Origin of the sequence: Streptomyces sp. NPDC028722 (assembly GCF_040637655.1) — a bacterium.
Classification (GTDB): domain Bacteria; phylum Actinomycetota; class Actinomycetes; order Streptomycetales; family Streptomycetaceae; genus Streptomyces.
Genome location: NZ_JBEZWU010000022.1, coordinates 31,894 through 50,050, shown reverse-complemented (window position 1 = coordinate 50,050; position 18,157 = coordinate 31,894). Strand labels below are relative to the sequence as shown.

The following is an 18,157-nucleotide window of genomic DNA, read 5'->3' as shown; positions in this document are numbered from 1 at the left end:
AAACGAGGGGGAAATCTCGGGGGAGCGTGGGAAGTTCACACGGGTGGTCGCTAACTGCGGAGGCGGGTATGGCGTCGGCGTGGCTCGGGATCGACCTCGGCACCCAGGGCGTACGGGCCCTGCTCGTGACCGCCGACGGTCAGGTGCTCGGCACCGGATCGGCGCCGCTCGTGCGGGGCCGCCGGGAGGGGGCACGGCACGAGCAGGACCCCGGGGAATGGTGGGAGGCGGTCCGCACGGCCGCCCGGACCGCGCTCGACGGGGTGCGGACTCCGGTGGCCGGGGTGGCGGTGTGCGGCACCTCCGGGACCGTGCTGCTCACGGACGACGCCGGCCGCCCGCTGGGGCCCGCGCTGATGTACGACGACCGGCGGGCCGCGGCCGAGGGTGCGAGGCTGCGGTCGGCGGGGCTGGCGGTCCAGGACACCTGGGCGCTGCCCAAGGCCCGCTGGCTGACCGCCCGGCACGGTCCCGGCCGGGTCGCGCACCAGCCGGACGTGATCACCGCCCGGCTGGTCGGGCACCGGGTGCCCAGCGATTCCAGCCACGCCCTGAAAACCGCCTACGACCTGCGGCGCGACGCCTGGCCGGAGCTCACCGGCCTGCCCCCGGACGCCCTCCCGCCCGTCGTGCCCCCCGGCACCCGGCTCGGCGAGGTCGGCCCGGCCGCCGCCGACGCCACCGGCATCCCCGCCGGCACGCCCGTCATCGCGGGCATGACCGACGGCTGCGCCGCACAGATCGCCGCCGGGGCGCTGCGCCCCGGCGCGTGGAACTCGGTGCTGGGCACGACACTCGTGCTCAAGGGCGCGGCCACCGAGCCCGTGGCCGACCCGGCCGGCGTGGTCTACAACCATCGCGGCCCGGACGGCACCTGGCTGCCCGGCGGCGCCTCCAGCGTCGGCGCGGGCGTCCTCACCGCCCGCTTCCCGGGCGCCGACCCGGCCGCCCTGGACGCCCGCGCCGCCGCCTTCGAACCCTCGAACGCCGTGGCCTACCCTCTCGTCTCGCCCGGCGAACGCTTCCCCTTCCACGCCCCGCACGCCACCTCGCTGCTGCTGGGCGACCCGGAGTCGGACGCCGACCTGTGGGCGGCCCTCCTCCAGGGCGTCGCCTTCACCGAGCGCCTCTGCCTGGACTACCTCCACCACCTGGGCGCCCCCCTGGACGGCACCCTCGCCCTGACCGGCGGCGGTGCCCGCAGCGCCTACTGGACCCAGCTGCGCGCCGACGTCCTGGGCCGCCCGGTGCGGGTGCCGGCCCGCACCGAGCCGGCGCTGGGCATGGCGGCGCTGGCCGCGTACGGCACGGGGGCGGCGCCGACGCTCGCCGAGACGGCGGAGGGCATGGTGCGGGCGGGGACGACGGTCGAACCGCGGCCCGGCCGCACGGCGCGGTTCACCGAGCCGTACGCGCGGCTGGTGGCGGAGCTGGAGGCCCGGGGCTGGCTGCCGGGTGCGGTGGCCGGCCACGCGCGGGCCCGGATGTAGCGACGGGGCGGCGCGGTGGCGGGGGTGACCGCGATACTGGCGGCCATGACCACCCCCACCACGCTTCTCCTCTCCCGTCACGGCGAGACCGTCTGGCACGCCCGGAACCGGTACGCCGGGGTCAGCGACGTGGCCCTGACCGACACCGGGCGTGCCCAGGCCGAGGCGCTGGGGCGGTGGGCCGCCGCGCACCCGGTGGACGCCGTGTGGACCTCGCCCCTGTCCCGGGCGAGCGCCACCGCCGGGCCCGCCTGCCGGGCCCTGGGCGTCACCCCGCACCGCGAACCGGACCTCCGGGAATGCGACTTCGGCGTGGTGGAGGGGCGTACGCTCGCGCAGTTCGCGGCCGAGGACCCGCAGGCGGCGGAGGCGTTCCGGCGGGACCCGGTGGCGCACCCGTTCCCCGGCGCCGAGGACCCCCGCGCGGCGGCCGGGCGCGGCGCCGCCGCCCTGCGCCGCATCGCCGCCGCGCACCCCGGCGGGCGGGTCCTGGTCGTCGCCCACAACACCCTGCTGCGGCTCGTCCTGTGCTCCCTGCTGGGCATCCCCCTGGCCGAGTACCGCAGGGTGTTCCCGCGGCTGCGCAACGCGGCGCTGTCCGAGATCCGCGTCGACGGCGACCGGGCCGCGCTGCTGTCGCTGAACGTGCCCTGCGACTGACGCACGACAGGAGGGCCCCCGCGAGTCACGTCCTCGCGGGGGCCCTCCCTTCATCCGCCTGCCGCCGTGAAGGGTGAGAAGACGATCACGAGGCAGGACGATCAGCGGCCGGTCAGGGCGCGAGCAGCAGCACGTCCGCGCGGGACCTGGCGGCCTCGTGACGGCGTGCGACGTCCTGCCAGTCCACCACCTGCCACATGGCCTCGATGAAGTCGGCCTTCTGGTTCTTGTACTGGAGGTAGAAGGCGTGCTCCCAGGCGTCGAAGACCAGGATCGGGACGGCGCCCTGGCCGACGTTGCCCTGGTGGTCGTAGACCTGCTCCACGATCAGGCGTCCGCTCAGCGGCTCGTGGGCGAGCACGCCCCAGCCCGAACCCTGGGTGGTGGCCGCGGCCTTGGACAGCTGCGTCCGGAACGCGGCGAACGAACCGAACGACTCCTTGATCGCGTCGGCCAGTGCGCCCACACCGTCGGCGGCCAGCGGCTCGCCGCCGCCGTCCTTCGGGCCGGTCATGTTCTGCCAGTAGACCGAGTGCAGGATGTGCCCGGACAGATGGAAGGCCAGGTTCTTCTCCAGGCCGTTGACCGAGCCCCACGCCTCCTTCTCCCGTGCCTCGGCGAGCTGCTCCAGGGTGTCGTTGGCGCCCTTCACATAGGCCGCGTGGTGCTTGTCGTGGTGCAGCTCGATGATCTCGGGGCTGATCACGGGGGCCAGCGCGGAGTAGTCGTAGGGCAGTTCGGGCAGCGTGTAGACGGGCATGGGTGATCCCCTCCAACCTTATTGCAAGTCACTTGCAGGTACACGCTAGCAACAAGAACGCCCGGGCAACACAAAGGCCCCCACGTGTCGTCCATGGGGGCCTGTCGCGTGCGGGGGCCGGATCAGCGGCGGGCGCGCACCCGCTGCCACACATAACCCGCCACCGCCAGGGCCAGGGTCATCGTGCCCGTCGAGTACAGCTGCACCCGGGTGTCCGGCTCCCGGGCCATCAGCACGAAGATCGCCGCCATGCCGGCCAGCGCGGCCCAGGTCAGCCACGGGAACGCCCACATGCGCACGACGAGCTTGTCCGGCGCCTCCCGCTCGATCCGGCGGCGCAGCAGCAGCTGCGAGACCGCGATGAAGATCCAGACGACCAGGATGACCGCGCCGATCATGTTCAGCAGCCAGCGGAAGATGTCGTCCGGACGCCAGTAGTTCAGCATCACGCAGACGAAACCGAGGACGCAGGAGGTGAGCACCGCGATCCGGGGGACCCCGCCGGACAGCCGCGCCAGCGCCTTCGGGCCCTGGCCGCGCCCGACCAGCGAGTAGGCGATGCGCGAGGAGCCGTAGATGTTGGCGTTCATCGCGGACAGCAGGGCGACCAGGACGACCACGTTCATCAGCTGACCCGCGCCGGGGATGCCCAGGTGGTCCAGGGTGGCCACGTACGGGCCCTTCTCCACGACCTCCTTGGAGTCCCACGGGACGAGCGTGACGACGACCGCCATGGAGCCGATGTAGAACAGGGCGATGCGCCACATCGCCGTGCGGACGGCGGACGCCACACCCCGCACCGGGTCCTCCGACTCCGCCGCCGCGATGGTGACCGTCTCCAGCCCGCCGTACGCGAACACCGAGGCGAGCAGTCCGACCAGCAGGCCCTCGTTGCCGTGGGGCAGGAAGTCGGACAGATGCGAGGCGCCGGGGGAGTCCGTGCCCGGCAGCACGCCCGCGATGGCCAGCACGCCCAGGATCAGGAACAGGCTGATCGCGCCGACCTTCAGCGCCGCGAACCAGAACTCGAACTCGCCGAAGTTCTTCACGGCGGCCAGGTTCGCCCCGCAGAACACCACCATGAACAGCGCGACCCAGGCCCACTGCGGGGTGCCCGGCAGCCAGCCCTGCACGATGTGCGCGGCGCCGATGCCCTCCAGGCCGACGGCCGTGCACAGTAGCACCCAGAACGACCAGCCCGCGGCGAAGCCCGCCCACGGGCCGATCGCCCGCTCGGCGTGCGCCGAGAAGGAACCCGAGGACGGGTAGGCGGCCGACATCTCGCCGAGCATCCGCATCACCAGCATCACCAGGAGGCCGGAGAGGGCGTAGGCGATGACGATGGACGGTCCGGCGGCGGCGATCCCCGCCCCGGAACCGACGAACAGGCCCGCGCCGATGACCCCGCCGAGGGCGATCATCGACAGATGGCGCTGTTTGAGGCCGTGGGAGAGGGAGCCGTCCGTCTGCTGGTCCGGCGGCGTCTTCGTGGTCGTGCTGCTGGGCATGGGCGCGGCTCTCCCGGTCAAGGAAGGATAAAAACCCCGCCAGTCTGGGCGGCCCGTCCGCTGACGCGAAGGGGCCGCCCACTATCCGGACATCTGCCGCACGCAGCGTGCAGGGACCGTCACGCCGCCACGGGCGTGTAGTGCGAGGCGTCGCCCTCGATCGAGTAGCTCTCCTTGCCCTCGATGCCGGCCGGGATGTCACCGGCCACGGTCACCCGGTGCAGCCGGCGCGGCTGCCCGTCGTAGTTGTCGATGGCGTAGTGCTGGGTGATGCGGTTGTCGAAGAGGACCAGCTGCCGCTCCGACCAGCGCCAGCGCAGTACGTTCTCCGGCCGGGTGACGTACGCCTGGAACAGGTCCAGGACCTTGCGGGACTCGCCCGCCGACAGGCCCACGATCCGCTGCGCGAACCCGCCGACGAACAGCCCGCGCTCACCGGTCAGCGGATGGACGCGGACCACCGGGTGGACGGTGCGGTACGAGATGGAGGTGAACCGGGCGCGCTGGGCGGCCCGCTCCTCGTCGATCTCCTCCTCCGGCACCGCGTAGTCGTAGTCGTTGGTGTGCTCGGCCCACAGGGTGTCGGCGAAGCGGCGCAGCGGCTCGGGCAGGTCCCGGTAGGCGGCGGCCGCGTTGGCGATCAGGGTCTCGCCGCCGTACGGCGGGACGGTGATCGAACGCAGGGTGCTGGCCTGCGGCGGGTTCAGCACGAACGTCACGTCGGTGTGCCAGTGGTTGGCCCGGCCCCGCTCGCTGTCCACGGGCAGCACGTTCGGGGCGCCGTCGACGGCACCGACCGTCGGGTGCGCGGTAGTCAGGTCGCCGAAGTGGCGGGCGAAGGCCTGCTGGCCCGCGTCGTCCAGGTCGCCGGCGTCGAAGACCAGCGCCTTGTGGGTGTTCAGGGCCTCGCGGAGCGCGGCGACCTGCTCCCGGGCGAGCGGCCGGGTGATGTCGACGCCGGTGACCCGGGCGCCGATGCGCGCGGTGACCTTGGTGATCTCCAGGGACATGACGGGTCCTTTCAGACGAGCGCGGGGGCGGGGGAGGTAGCGGCGGTCACGTACTGGTTGGCGGGGCGGGGCAGGCCGTAGCGCTCCCGCAGGGTCTGCCGGGGGCCGTACGCGGTGCGCAGCAGGCCCCGGGCGCGCAGGATCGGCACGACGTGCTCGACGAACACCTCCAGGCCGGAGGGCAGCACGGCCGGCATGATGTTGAAGCCGTCGGCGGCGCCCTCGGTGAACCAGGTCCCGATCTGGTCGGCGACCTGCTCGGGCGTCCCGGCGAAGGTGAGGTGCCCGCGCCCGCCGCCGAGCCGGCCGATCAGCTGCCGGACGGTGAGCCTGTCGCGCCGGGCCAGCTCCACGACGAGCGTGTAGCGGCTCTTGGCGCCCTCGACGGCCGACTCGGGCGGCAGGTCGGCGGGCAGCCGGGCGTCCAGCTCCAGCGTGCCGGGTTCCAGCTGGAGCAGGCTCTCCAGCCGGGCCACCCCGTGGTCGTACACGATGTGGTCCTCCAGGACCTGCTCGTTCGCCCGCGCCTCGGCCTCCGTCGACCCGAGGACGGGGACGATCCCGGGCAACACCTTGACGTGCTCCGGGTCGCGCCCGGCCCGCTCGGTGCGGGCCTTGAGGTCGCGGTAGAAGGCCTGCGCGTCGGCGAGGGTCTGCTGCGCGGTGAACACGGCCTCCGCGTACCGGGCGGCGAACGCCTTGCCGTCCTCCGAGGAGCCGGCCTGCACCAGCAGCGGATAGCCCTGCGGGGTGCGCGGGACGTTGAGGGCGCCGGCGACGCTGAAGTACGTCCCCCGGTGCCGGGGCGGGTGGATCCTGCTGTCGTCGCCCCAGACACCGGCCGCCTTGTCGGCGACGACCGCGTCGTCCTCCCAGCTGTCCCACAGCTTAAGGGCCACGTCGAGGAACTCGGCGGCACGGGCGTACCGCTCGGCGTGCGCGGGCTCGTGCTCCAGGCCGAAGTTGCGGGCGGCCTCCGCGCCGGCGGTGGTGACGATGTTCCAGCCGGCCCGGCCGCCGCTGATGATGTCCAGCGAGGCGAACTTGCGGGCCAGGTTGTAGGGCGAGTTGTAGGAGGTGGAGGCGGTGGCGATCAGCCCGATGTGCTCGGTGGCCGTCGCCAGCGCGGTCAGCAGGGTGAGCGGTTCCAGGGCACCGGCCGGCCGCTGGGCGAGGTTGCTCCACAGCTGGGGGCCGTCGGCGAGGAAGAGGGAGTCGAACGTGCCGCGTTCGGCGATCCGCGCCAGCCTGACGTGGTGGGCGAGGTCGACGTGGGCGTACGGGTCGCTCTCCGGCAGCCGCCACGACGCCTCGTGGTGGCCGGTGTTCATCAGGAACGCGTTCAGGTGGAGCTGTCTGGTGGTCATCGGTGGTCCTCCGTGACACCGAGGGCGGCCAGCAGCCGCTCGCGGTACTCGCCCAGCACCGGCTCCCGGTAGGAGCGCGGGTGGGGACGGTCGATGGTCAGGTCGAGACCGATCCGGCCCTCGTCCAGGACGAGAACCCGGTCGGCGAGCACGATCGCCTCGTCGACGTCGTGGGTGACGAGCAGCACGGAGGGCCGGTGGCGCTTCCACAGCTCGCGCAGCAGGTGGTGCATCCGGATCCGGGTCAGCGCGTCCAGCGCGCCGAACGGCTCGTCGGCGAGCAGCAGTTCGGGCTCGCGGACCAGGGAGCGGGCGAGTGCGGCGCGCTGGGCCTCGCCGCCGGACAGCTGGCCCGGCCAGGCCCGCTCGCGGCCCTTCAGCCCGACCTCCGCCAGCGCCGCCCGGCCGCGTTCCTCGGCGTCCTTGCCGTCCAGGCCGAGCAGGACGTTGTCCAGCACCCGGCGCCAGGGCAGCAGCCGGGAGTCCTGGAACACCACCGAGACCCGTTCGGGCGCGGTGAGCCGGCCGCTGCCGGCCACCCCGTGGTCCAGGCCGGCCACCGCCCGCAGCAGGGTGGACTTGCCGGAGCCGCTGTGCCCGAGCAGGGCGGTGAACTGGCCGGCGGGCAGGTCGAGGTCGATGCCGTCCAGGACGGTACGGCCCTCGAACGACCGGGTCAGGCCCCGCAGCCGGACGGCGGACCGGGTCAGTTGCTCAGTGTGCGGCGCCACGACAGCACCCTCCGTTCGATCAGACGGACCACGCTGTCGGAGACGAGGCCGAAGACGCCGTAGATGAGCAGGCCGACCAGGATGACGTCGGTCCGGCCGTAGTTCTGCGCCTGGAACATCAGGTAGCCGAGCCCGCTGGTGGCGTTGATCTGCTCCAGCACCACCAGGCCCAGCCAGGAGCCGGTCACCCCGAGCCGGAGTCCCACGAAGAATCCGGGCAGCGCGCCGGGGACGACCACCTGGCGGACGAAGGCGAGCCGTGACAGGCCCTGCACCTCGGCGAGTTCGACGAAGCGGCTGTCGATGCCGGACAGCGCGGCGTGCGTGTTCAGGTAGATCGGGACGTAGACGACGATCGCGATGACGGCGATCTTGAACGTCTCCCCGATGCCCAGCCAGAGGATGAACAGCGGGATCAGCCCGAGGGTGGGTATCGCCCGGTTGAGCTGCACCGTGCCGTCGATCAGCGCCTCCCCGGTCCGGCTGAGGCCGGCGGCGAGCGCGAGCAGCACCCCGGCGGTCAGTCCGATCGCGAAGCCGTACCCGGCCCGTTCCAGGGAGGTCAGCACATCGGTGGGCAGCGTGCCGTCGGTCCACAGGTGGCCGGCGGTGCGCAGGACGGTCCAGGGTGCGGGGATCGCGCCCGGGTCGAGCTGCCCGGCCGCCGAGGCGCCGGCCCACAGGGCGAGCACCACCAGCGGTCCGGCCAGCCGGGCGGCGGGCAGCCGGCGGCCGGGGGAGAGGCGGCGGCGCCTGCGGACCTGGGGGAGTTCCCCGGCCGCTGCCGCGGGCGGCGCGGTCGTCGTCGTGGTCACGGTGGTCACCTCCGGTACTCCTCGGGTACGGCCTTGGCGGCGATGGACTCGAAGCGGTGGTCGAAGAGGGAGGACACGTCGAACTTCTTCACGAAGCCGCCCTCGGCGAGCAGGTCGGCGGTCTCCTGCTCCCACTTGACGGCCTCGTCCCAACTGGGCGGGAAGAGCGGCTTGTTGGCGAGGGCGGTGATGGACCTGGCCTGGTCCGGGCTGAGGTTCTGCGTCTTGACGAAGAACTCCTCGTTCCACACGTCCGGGTGCTCGTACTGCCACACCTGGCCCCTGGCCCACTCGGGGATGTAGGCGGCGATCGCGGCGGCCTTCGCCGGGTCGTCCAGCACGGACTGCGGGGCCCACAGCAGGTTGAGCAGGTCGACGACGTCGGTCCTGATGGCGTGGGCGCCCTCGTCCCCGTACTGCTTGAGGTACGCCGGGGCCTGGTTGTTGGCGAGCGGGGCGATGTCGACCTGGCCGGACTGGAGGGCGGTCAGGAACTGGTTGCTGGTCAGCGGGACCAGTGTCACGTCGTCGTACTTCAGGCCCGCCTGCTTCAGCGCCCGCAGCAGGACGACGCCCTGGGCCTGCCCCTGGGAGAAGGCGAGCCGCTTGCCCCGGAAGCCCGCGACCGTGCGGATGCCGCTGCCCGGCCTGGTGGCGAAGAGGTAGTTGGGCCTGCGGGTGATGTCGATCGCGACGATCTTGGCGTCGAAGCCCTGGTAGTGCGCCTGGATCGGCGGGATGCCCGCGTTGTTGGCGACGTCCAGGGACCTGGCGCGGAAGGCGTTGATGACATCCGGGCCCGCCCCGATGTTCGCCCAGCTCGACACCGTGAACGGCAGCCGGGGCAGCTTCGCCAGCCGGAACTGCAACTGCTGCACGTTCTGGTACGAGGCGATCTTCAGACTGGTGCCGGCCGGGACCTTGCCGGCGAGCGGCCTGGTGGCCGCGCCCGGGGTGGCGGCGGTGGCCTCGCCGTCGGCGCAGCCGCTGAGACCCGCCACGGCGGCGGACGCGCCGAGCAGGGAGGTGAGAAAGACACGACGGTGCATGGGAGCACTCCCTGGGAGTGGAAAAAAGGAAAGACAGAAAGAATTCCGGGCGGGCAGGCCGGAAGAAGGGGGAACACGCAACGGAAACACGCGCTTCATGCGCGGCAATGTGTCAGCAACAGAAGGTGCGACAGCTCATATGCGTGTCCATGACCAGGATGTTCCCGGTCATGGACGGCCCCTGTCAACATTCCGAGTTTCTGAATTAAATAGCCTCAGGTGACGTGCTCAATGGATCCCGGAACAAAGTGTCCAGCGCCACCGAACCGCCCGCCGTCGCCAGCACGTGGTCCGGGAAACTCGTCGGCAGGACGTGCGCCGAACGGGTGGTGCCCACCGCCTCCCGCAACGCGCCGAGGCAGCCGTCGACGTGCATGACCCCGACCTCGGTCACCACGACCGTCTCCGGGTTCAGCACGTCCAGCAGCAGCCCGGCCGCCCGCCCGGTCATCCGCGACCGCTCCACCAGCAGCCGCCGGGCCACCGCGTTCCCGGCCGCCGCCGCGGCCACCACGTGCATCGGATTGGCCGAGTCGGTCACCCCGGCCGCCCGCGCCCGCCGGCACAGCGTCCGCTCGCTCAGCTCGGCCTGGAGGCAGCCGGTACCGCCGCACGCGCACGGCTCGGTGCCGCCCGGCACCGGCAGATGGCCGATCGCCCCGGCCGCCGAACGCGGCCCGTGGTGCACCTCGTCGTTGGTGGCGAAGGCCGCGTCCACCACGTTGCCCACGAACAGGTGCAGCACGCTGCGGCTGCCCCGGGCCCGCCCGAACAGCCGCTCCCCGTTCACCAGCGCCCGCGCGTGCCCGTCCACGCGGACCGGCAGACCCGTGCGGGCACCGAGCAGCTCCCGCACCGGCACGTCCCGCCAGCCCAGCAGCTCGTGCTCGACCACGGTGCCCCTCTCCCGGTCCACCCAGCCGCCGACCGCCACCCCGACCGCCAGCGGGCGCCGGCCCGGCACCCCGGCGAGCAGCGCCCCGAGTCCCTCGGCGGCCCGCGCCAGCACCCGGCCGGGATCGGTGCGTTCGTGCTTCAGCTCCCGCCGGGCCACCACCCGGCCGCGCAGATCGAGCAGGGCGACCGTGGTGTACGGCACGGCCACGTGCACCCCGGCGACCAGGAAACGGGCGTCGTCCAGTTCGACGGGGACGTGCGGCCGGCCGACCCCGCCCGAGCGGCGGGGCGCGGCCGACTCGCGGATCAGCCCGAGTCCGGTGAGCCGGGCACAGTGCTCGGTCACCGACGCGGGCGACAGGCCGGTCAGCCGGGCGATGGTGCTGCGCGCCACCGGGCCGTGCTCCAGGACGGAGCGCAGCACGAGGCTGGCGCTGGTGCGCCGCCGGTCGCTGTCGGCGGCACGCGGAACGGGGGAGACAAGGGTGGATGCCGCGGTACGGGGCATGGAGAACCGTCCTCGGGAACGGGGCCGACACGTCACGGAGGACAGGGGCGTGCCGCAGCCCGCCCCTACCCGGGACGGCGACAGGTGGCCGTGCCCTGGCGTCGCAGGTCGACATAGCGACGCGAGGTGAAGTACCGGGCCTGGGCAACCATGCGAGCGAAGCTAGCAAAACGCCCCCGCGCTGCCCAGACGGCGACCGACGGGCGAGACGGACACGCGAGGGGCTTTTGGTGGGTCCCTACAGTCGTCGGCCCGGGTGGGGGAGTGAGCGGCGCGTCCCTGCCTCAGTGACCGGTATCACGCCCGCACAGGTGTCGGTGGCCTCCTTTGTGCGAAGCACACCAAGCGGCCGTTCCTCCCTTTGTCGAGCGCCGACGGTGATCGGCGTCCGGGCGCTGGGATAGCGTCGCGGTGTCCCGACATGTCCACACCACCTCGCGGAGTCCCCATGAGCACCGCCACCGCCACCGCCCGCCCCGGCGCAGTCCTCGCCGACCTGCTCCCCGCGTCCCGCGTCCGCGACGCGGTCCTCGTCCTCGGCGGTGCCGCGCTCACCGGCCTCGCGGCCCAGCTGTCGGTCCAGGTGCCCGGCTCCCCGGTGCCGGTGACGGGCCAGACCTTCGCCGCGCTGCTCGTGGGCACCACGCTCGGCGCCCGCCGCGGCTTCCTCTCCCTCGCGTTGTACGCGCTGGCCGGTGTGGCCGGCGTGCCGTGGTTCGCGGGCGGTGCCTCCGGCGCCGGTCTGGTCTCCTTCGGTTACGTCCTCGGCATGCTGCTGGCCTCCGCCCTCGTCGGCGCCCTGGCCCGGCGCGGCGCCGACCGCTCGCCGCTGCGCATGGCGGGCACGATGATCCTCGGCGAGGCCGTCATCTACGCCGTCGGCGTGCCGTACCTGGCCCTGGCCGCCCACCTGTCGGCGTCCCAGGCGGTCGCGGCCGGCCTCACCCCGTTCCTCGTCGGCGACGCCCTCAAGGCGGCCCTGGCGATGGGCGCGCTGCCCACGGCCTGGAAGCTCACCGGCGAACGCTGAGGCACCCGGAACGCGGCAGGGCCGCACCACCCGACGTATGCCGGGGGGTGCGGCCCTGCCGCTCGTGGTGCCGGGTCAGCCGATGGACACCTTGTCGGCCGGGGCCTCGGCCGCCGCGGGCGCACGGCGCGCGGCGAGCCGCTCCTTCACCAGGGCGATCACCAGCACCACCGCCGCGACCAGCAGCGACAGCAGCACGGTCTCGCGGCCGTCGTGCTCGGTGTCGAACAGCATGTAGACGAGGACGCCCACGATCAGCGTGGCCGTCGCCCAGGTCAGGTACGGGTAGAGCCACATCCGGACGACGAGCTTCTCCGGCGCCTCCCGCTCGATGATCTTGCGCATCCGCAGCTGCGAGAAGCAGATGACCAGCCACACGAACAGGGCGACCGCGCCGGAGGAGTTGACGAGGAAGAGGAAGATCTTGTCCGGGGACAGGTAGTTGAAGAAGACGGCGACGAAGCCGAACACGACCGACGCGAGGATCGCCGTCATCGGCACGCCCCGGCTGTTGACCCGCGCGAACGCCTTCGGGGCGTCACCCCGCTCGCCGAGCGAGAAGGCCATCCGGGAGGCCGTGTAGAGGCCGGAGTTGAGACAGGACAGCACCGAGGTCAGCACGATGACGTTCATGATCTCGCCGGCGTGCGCGATGCCCAGCGAGTTCAGGGCGGCGACGTAGGAGCCGTCCTTCGCGATGGAGGCGTCGTCCCACGGGAGCAGCGCGACCACGATGAGGATCGAGCCGAGGTAGAAGACGCCGATCCGCCAGATGATGCTGTTGGTCGACTTGGTGACCGCCCGCTGCGGGTCCTCGGACTCCCCGGCCGCCAGGGTCGCGATCTCGCTGCCCATGAAGGAGAAGACGACCAGCAGGACGCCGGTGAGGATCGCGCCCGGGCCGTGCGGCAGGAAACCGCCGTGCGAGGTGAGGTTGCCGAAGGACGCCTTGTCGGCGTGGACGCCCGGCAGCACGCCGAACACGGCGAGCAGACCGATGACGATGAACGCGCCGATCGCCACGACCTTGATGCCGGCGAACCAGAATTCGAACTCGCCGTAGGAGCCGACGGAGACCAGGTTGGTCGCGGTCAGCACGGTCATCACGATGAGTGCCCAGCCCCACTGCGGGATGTTCGGCACCCACCCTTCGAGGATCTTCGCGCCGGCGGTCGCCTCGACGGCGAGCACGACGCCCCAGAAGAACCAGTACAGCCAGCCGATGGAGAACCCGGCCCAGCGGCCCAGCGCACGGTCGGCGTGCGCGGAGAACGAGCCGGAGGTCGGATTGGCGGCGGACATCTCGCCGAGCATGCGCATCACCAGCACGACGAGCGTGCCGACGAGGGCGTAGGACAGGAGGATGCCGGGTCCCGCGGTGGCGATACCGGAACTGGAGCCGACGAAGAGGCCGGCTCCGATGACGCCGCCGATCGCGATCATCGTCAGATGGCGGTTCTTGAGTCCTGCTTGGAGGCCCGAACCAGGGGTCATGGACGGATTTCCTTTGCGCCAGGTGGAGCTGCCCGTACGAGCGGTGTACGAGTCGGTCCAGTGAATCTGAGGCCAACCAATTCGGGAACCTCTGAATCCGGATTGTTACCTGAGGTTTCCTTGAGGTTCTATGGTGCCCCTCACAGTTCCGAGATCCTCTTCGCCCGCGGCACCCGGGGCTGCTGCCCCGGAACGGGCGTGTCACACTCGTGGCATGCGCGTGTATCTCGGCTCCGACCATGCGGGCTACGAACTCAAGAACCACCTCGTCGAGTGGCTGAAGGCCGCCGGCCACGAGCCCGTCGACTGCGGGCCCCACCTCTACGACGCCCAGGACGACTACCCGCCGTTCTGCCTGCGCGCCGCGGAGAAGGCGGCGGCCGACCCGGAGGCCCTCGGTGTCGTGATCGGCGGCTCCGGCAACGGCGAGCAGATCGCCGCGAACAAGGTCAAGGGCGTGCGCGCCGCGCTGGCCTGGAGCGAGGAGACGGCGTCGCTCGGCCGCCAGCACAACGACGCCAACGTGGTGGCCGTCGGCGCGCGCATGCACAGCACCGAGGAGGCGACCAGGTTCGTCGAGGTCTTCCTCGCCACCCCCTTCTCCGGTGACGAGCGCCACATCCGCCGCATCGACATGCTGGCGGCGTACGAGACCACGGGCGACCTCCCGCCGATCCCCGCCCACCACCCGCAGCAGGACTGACGCTCCCCGGGAGCAGGCGGAACCGCAGGAGGGGAAGGAACGGCGACCGTGCCAGAGGGGCACACGATCCACCGGCTGGCACAGGACTACGCCGCCCGCTTCCTGGGCACGGCCCCGCGGGTCACCAGCCCCCAGGGCAAGTTCTCCGACGCCGCCGCCCTCCTGGACCGCACCGGGCTGACCGCCACCGAGGCCCACGGCAAACACCTTTTCCTGGGCTTCCGGGACGCCGACTGGGTCCACATCCACCTCGGCCTCTTCGGCAAGGTCGGCTTCGGTGACGGTCCCGCGCCCCCGCCCACGGACACCGTCCGGCTCCGGCTCGCGCACGACACGGCCTACGTCGACCTGCGCGGCCCCACCACCTGCGCCCTGATCACGGACGCCGAGAAGCGGGCCGTCCACGACCGGCTCGGCCCCGACCCGCTCCGCGAGGACGCCGACCCCGGCGCCGCGTACCGGCGGATCTCCCGCAGCCGAACGACGATCGCCGCGCTGCTCATGGACCAGAAGGTGGTCGCCGGCGTCGGCAACGTCTACCGCGCCGAGGTCCTCTTCCGGCACGGCATCGACCCCTACCGGGCCGGCCGGGACATCACCCCGGCCGAGTGGGACGCCCTCTGGGCCGACCTGGCCACGCTGATGCGCGAGGGGGTGCGGAACAACCGGATCGACACCGTCCGCCCGGAGCACACCCCCGAGGCGATGGGCCGCCCGCCCCGCGTGGACGACCACGGCGGCGAGGTGTGCGTCTACCGCCGCGCCACCCTGCCCTGCCACGTCTGCGGCGAGCGGATCCGCACCGCCGGCCTCGCCGCCCGCAACCTCTTCTGGTGCCCCGGCTGCCAGCGACACTGACGTCGGCAGCGGTGCGGCCGGCCGGGTCACCGGCGCCGGTGACGCCGACGGCCGCGGGGCAACCCGGGCACCGCCCCCGCACCGGACCCGGGCGCCGGTGCCCTCAGAAGCCGTGCGGCAGCCACGGGGCCACCGCCGAGCCGAACGCCGACGACGCCTCCGCCAGCGCCCCCGGCCGCAGTTCCCGCACCCGCCCGGCCGCCGCCAGCGACAGCAGGCTCACCCCGCCGAGGTAGGCCGCGCCCAGCTCCCGTACGGACAGGGCGAGATCGGCCGCGTCGGCCGTCCGCTCGCAGCTCGCTCCCTTCGCGTCACCCGTCAGCCGCCAACGCCCCGCGTTCCACGGGCAGAAGGCGTCCGCCACCTCGAACACGACATCCACCGGTACCTGATAGGTGCGCGCCGACAGGGCCGGCCCCACGTCCACCAGCCGCACATAGGCGTCGTCACCCAGCCGCGGCTTGCAGCGGCGGGTGTCGGAGACCAGGTACCGCCAGGCGTCGTCCACCGGCCGCGACCGCACCGACACCGTCGTCATCAGGTCGATGCCGAACAGGAAACGCCACAGCGCGGCCTCGGTCACGGGATCGAGCGCGGCCAGGGCCCGCAGGTGCACCGTGCCGTCGGCACCGCTCTCGTTCCAGGCGCCGCGGGTGTGGAAGCGGACGTAACCGCTGGTCCTGCCGTCCCGTTCGGCGACCACGCACCGCAGCGCCGACCCGCCCTCGCGCCGGCTCTCCGGGTCGAGCAGCCCGGCCCGCTCCCAGCCGGGCCGCCGGGCCAGCATGCCCGGCCGCCCCGGCACCAGGGCCGCGTACACGGCCTCGCAGGCGTCCAGGACATCGGCCGGCTCCGCGTACCGCAGCCGCACCTCGTCGGTACCGGCCGGCACGTCCAGCGTCACCCGGCTCGTGTCGATCTCGGCGCCGACCCGGAAGGTCGCCGCGCCGTATCCGAACCGGCCGTAGATGGCCGGCTCCGACGCGGTCAGCACCGCGAGCGGCTCCCCCAGCGCGCGGACGTCGTCCAGCTGGCGGCGCATCATCGAGGTCAGCACCCCGCGCCGGCGGTGGGTGGCCACCACGCCCACCATCGTCACCCCGGCCGTGGGCACCGCGGCCCCGCCCGGCACGGTCATCCGGAAGCTGAACGCCCCCGCCGTGCCGACGACCGCGTCCCCGTCCCAGACGGCGAGAGAACGGTCGAACTCGGTCACGGACCGGTCCAGCGCCCGCTCCTCGGCCGGCGCCGGCCCCGCACCGAAGGACCGGTACAAGGCGTCGTACCACCGGTCCCACTCGTCCTCGCGCAGCACCCTCGGCCCGGTCTCGCGGTCAGTCCCCATGCGCCATGCCTATCAGGGCGGCAGGGGACGGGCCAGCGAATATCCCCCGGGCACCCTCCGGCACCCGGCAGGCGGCGGGACGGCGAAGCGGAGCCCCGCACGGGGGACAAGTGGGACCTCCCGTGCCAAGCGGCCGGTCCGCTGGATAGGGTCCCGGACTAATGGCAGCAGGACGAGCGCGGCGCGCGAAGGCCGAGACGTTCACGGCCCGGTGCAAGATGCAGTGGCACCGGGCCCGCGTCGGGCTGCGCAGAAGCGCCGTGGACTACTTCCGCGGCGACGGCTCCGACTGGATCGCCTTCGCCGGACTGCTGCTGACCGTCCCCCTGCTCGCGGCCATGACCCTGGTCGACTCGGTGTGGTGCTCACCGGCCACCCTGGTGCTGCCCATCGTCGCGGGCGGCCTGCTGCTGCGCCCGGCCAGCCTGCTCGGCCTGTACGCGGCGGCGGCCACCGCGCTGATCGTGGAGTCGGTGCGGCTCGGCCCATACACCGAGGGCCCCTCCCGGGTCACCCCGGGCATCGTCCTGGTGGTCGCCGCGTGCGGCTTCTTCGGGCTGCTCACCGCGCAGTTCCGCAGCCGGGTCGGCGTGCCCTGGCGGCGCGGCGGCACCATGCTGTTCGACCTGCGCGAGCGGATCCGCGTGCAGAGCAAGCTCCCCGAACTGCCGCGGGGCTGGCACCACGAGATGGCGCTGCGCCCGGCCGGCGGCCAGTCCTTCTCCGGTGACTTCGTCGTCGCGGCCCGCACGAACGGCGGCCGGACCCTGGAGGTCGTCCTCACCGACGTGTCCGGCAAGGGCATGGACGCCGGCTCGCGCGCCCTGCTGCTGTCCGGCGCCTTCGGCGGCCTCCTCGGCTCCCTGCCCCCGCACGCCTTCCTCCCGGCCGCCAACGGCTATCTCCTGCGCCAGGACTGGGAGGAGGGCTTCGCCACCTCCATCCACCTCGTCCTGGACCTCGACTCCGGGGACTACGAGCTGTACTCCGCCGGCCATCCGCCGGGGCTCCAGCTCAGCGCGGGCAGCGGACGCTGGGAGGAGAAGGCCGCCGAGGGACCCCTGCTCGGCGTGTACGACGGCGCCCAGTTCGACCCCGTGAAGGGCTCGCTGCGGCCCGGAGACGTGCTGATGCTGTTCACCGACGGGCTGGTGGAGACCTCCGAACGGGACATCGTGGAGGGCATCGACCGGCTCACCGGCGAGGCCGACCGCTATGTCGCAGGCGGCTTCCACGGCGCCGCCTGGCACCTCATCGAGGCGGTCGCCAAGGACGTCAACGACGACCGGGCGCTGCTGCTGATCTGCCACGAGTCCTCGGTGAGCGCCCGCTGAGCCCCCGTCGCCGCCCCGGCACCGCCGCGCGCGGGCCCCGGGGGACACTGGGGCCATGACCCAGCTCACGCCGGCCGAGGTCGAGGCCCTCGCGCGCACCGCCCACCAGGGGCAGACCGACAAGGCGGGGCGGCCGTACGCCGAACACCTCGCGGCCGTCGCCGAGGGCGTACGCGCCCGGGGCGGTGACCCGGAACAGATCGCGGCGGCCTGGCTGCACGACGCCGTGGAGGACGACGCGCTGAGCGAGGAGTGGCTGGCGGACGCCGCGCTGTCCCCGCGGACCAAGGCGATCGTGCGCGCCCTCACCAGGCGGCCGGGAGAGCCGCCGGAGGCCTACGCGCGCCGCGTCCTCGCCACGCCGGGCGCGCGCCTGGTGAAGGAGGCCGACCTGGCGCACAACGCCGACCCCCGCCGCCTCGCGGCCCTCGACGGGCCGACCCGCGCCCGGCTCACCGCCAAGTACGCCCGGATGCGCGCCCTCCTCGGCCCGGACCCGGCGCCGGAAGCCGGGGCAGGACCGGAAGCGGAACGCGCGACGGAGCCGGAAGCGGAGCGGGTGGAGGGACCGGTGACGGAACGGTGAGCGGCACCGTGA

17 protein-coding genes are annotated in these 18,157 nt (G+C 73.1%); 7 read left to right on the top strand and 10 right to left on the bottom strand.

The annotated features are described in order from the left end of the window. Positions 1 to 68 precede the first annotated feature (68 nt). On the top strand, positions 69 to 1,490 hold the full coding sequence (locus AB0F03_RS28100; protein ID WP_361996794.1) for an FGGY-family carbohydrate kinase: 1,422 nt from the start codon (positions 69 to 71) through the stop codon (positions 1,488 to 1,490). A gap of 45 nt (positions 1,491 to 1,535) precedes the next feature. Continuing rightward, positions 1,536 to 2,150: a histidine phosphatase family protein gene (locus AB0F03_RS28095; RefSeq protein WP_361996792.1), complete on the top strand. Its 615-nt coding sequence runs from the start codon at positions 1,536 to 1,538 to the stop codon at positions 2,148 to 2,150. Between the two features lie 112 nt (positions 2,151 to 2,262). Here AB0F03_RS28095 and AB0F03_RS28090 read toward each other — a convergent pair whose 3' ends face one another. The 8 genes from AB0F03_RS28090 to AB0F03_RS28055 all read right to left on the bottom strand — a co-directional run bounded on the left by AB0F03_RS28090 (position 2,263) and on the right by AB0F03_RS28055 (position 10,795). Continuing rightward, a complete protein-coding gene (locus AB0F03_RS28090; RefSeq protein ID WP_361996791.1) occupies positions 2,263 to 2,910 on the bottom strand; it encodes a superoxide dismutase in 648 nt (215 codons plus the stop codon). Positions 2,911 to 3,032: 122 nt separating this feature from the next. Next, complete coding sequence (locus AB0F03_RS28085) at positions 3,033 to 4,418, bottom strand: amino acid permease (RefSeq protein ID WP_361996789.1); 1,386 nt, start codon at positions 4,416 to 4,418, stop codon at positions 3,033 to 3,035. Between the two features lie 119 nt (positions 4,419 to 4,537). Continuing rightward, on the bottom strand, positions 4,538 to 5,428 hold the full coding sequence (locus AB0F03_RS28080; protein ID WP_361996787.1) for a TauD/TfdA family dioxygenase: 891 nt from the start codon (positions 5,426 to 5,428) through the stop codon (positions 4,538 to 4,540). Between the two features lie 11 nt (positions 5,429 to 5,439). Continuing rightward, positions 5,440 to 6,795 (bottom strand): LLM class flavin-dependent oxidoreductase, encoded by a 1,356-nt coding sequence (locus AB0F03_RS28075; protein WP_361996785.1) that lies wholly within the window; start codon positions 6,793 to 6,795, stop codon positions 5,440 to 5,442. Continuing rightward, the gene (locus AB0F03_RS28070) at positions 6,792 to 7,526 is read right to left on the bottom strand and encodes an ABC transporter ATP-binding protein (protein WP_361996783.1); all 735 of its coding nucleotides are present in this window, start codon (positions 7,524 to 7,526) and stop codon (positions 6,792 to 6,794) included. Before AB0F03_RS28070 ends, AB0F03_RS28075 begins: the two co-directional genes overlap by 4 nt. After that, a complete protein-coding gene (locus AB0F03_RS28065; protein WP_361996781.1) occupies positions 7,502 to 8,350 on the bottom strand; it encodes an ABC transporter permease in 849 nt (282 codons plus the stop codon). Before AB0F03_RS28065 ends, AB0F03_RS28070 begins: the two co-directional genes overlap by 25 nt. Continuing rightward, on the bottom strand, positions 8,347 to 9,390 hold the full coding sequence (locus AB0F03_RS28060) for an ABC transporter substrate-binding protein (protein WP_361996779.1): 1,044 nt from the start codon (positions 9,388 to 9,390) through the stop codon (positions 8,347 to 8,349). The genes AB0F03_RS28065 and AB0F03_RS28060 overlap by 4 nt, the downstream gene beginning before the upstream one ends. Positions 9,391 to 9,595: 205 nt before the next feature. Then, positions 9,596 to 10,795: an ROK family transcriptional regulator gene (locus AB0F03_RS28055; RefSeq protein WP_361996778.1), complete on the bottom strand. Its 1,200-nt coding sequence runs from the start codon at positions 10,793 to 10,795 to the stop codon at positions 9,596 to 9,598. A gap of 448 nt (positions 10,796 to 11,243) precedes the next feature. Between AB0F03_RS28055 and AB0F03_RS28050 the strand changes: the two genes are divergently transcribed. Next, positions 11,244 to 11,825, top strand: coding sequence for a biotin transporter BioY (locus AB0F03_RS28050; protein WP_361996776.1), 582 nt, complete (start codon positions 11,244 to 11,246; stop codon positions 11,823 to 11,825). Positions 11,826 to 11,900: 75 nt separating this feature from the next. Here AB0F03_RS28050 and AB0F03_RS28045 read toward each other — a convergent pair whose 3' ends face one another. Continuing rightward, positions 11,901 to 13,319, bottom strand: coding sequence for an amino acid permease (locus AB0F03_RS28045; protein ID WP_361996774.1), 1,419 nt, complete (start codon positions 13,317 to 13,319; stop codon positions 11,901 to 11,903). 214 nt (positions 13,320 to 13,533) lie between these two features. Between AB0F03_RS28045 and AB0F03_RS28040 the strand changes: the two genes are divergently transcribed. Further along, positions 13,534 to 14,022, top strand: coding sequence for a ribose-5-phosphate isomerase (locus AB0F03_RS28040; RefSeq protein WP_361996772.1), 489 nt, complete (start codon positions 13,534 to 13,536; stop codon positions 14,020 to 14,022). Positions 14,023 to 14,070: 48 nt separating this feature from the next. Continuing rightward, positions 14,071 to 14,880, top strand: a complete 810-nt coding sequence (locus tag AB0F03_RS28035) for a DNA-formamidopyrimidine glycosylase family protein (protein WP_361996770.1) — start codon at positions 14,071 to 14,073, stop codon at positions 14,878 to 14,880. Positions 14,881 to 14,983: 103 nt separating this feature from the next. Here the strand turns inward: AB0F03_RS28035 and AB0F03_RS28030 are convergent, their stop codons facing one another. Then, positions 14,984 to 16,225 carry a GNAT family N-acetyltransferase gene (locus AB0F03_RS28030; protein ID WP_361996768.1) on the bottom strand — a complete coding sequence of 414 codons (1,242 nt, stop codon included), beginning with the start codon at positions 16,223 to 16,225 and terminating at the stop codon, positions 14,984 to 14,986. Between the two features lie 161 nt (positions 16,226 to 16,386). On the opposite strand from AB0F03_RS28030, the gene AB0F03_RS28025 reads away from it, so the two are divergent. Together AB0F03_RS28025 and AB0F03_RS28020 are read left to right on the top strand one after the other, a co-directional pair. Next, complete coding sequence (locus AB0F03_RS28025) at positions 16,387 to 17,559, top strand: PP2C family protein-serine/threonine phosphatase (RefSeq protein WP_361996766.1); 1,173 nt, start codon at positions 16,387 to 16,389, stop codon at positions 17,557 to 17,559. Between the two features lie 55 nt (positions 17,560 to 17,614). Further along, the gene (locus tag AB0F03_RS28020; protein WP_361996764.1) at positions 17,615 to 18,145 is read left to right on the top strand and encodes an HD domain-containing protein; all 531 of its coding nucleotides are present in this window, start codon (positions 17,615 to 17,617) and stop codon (positions 18,143 to 18,145) included. Positions 18,146 to 18,157: the final 12 nt, after the last annotated feature.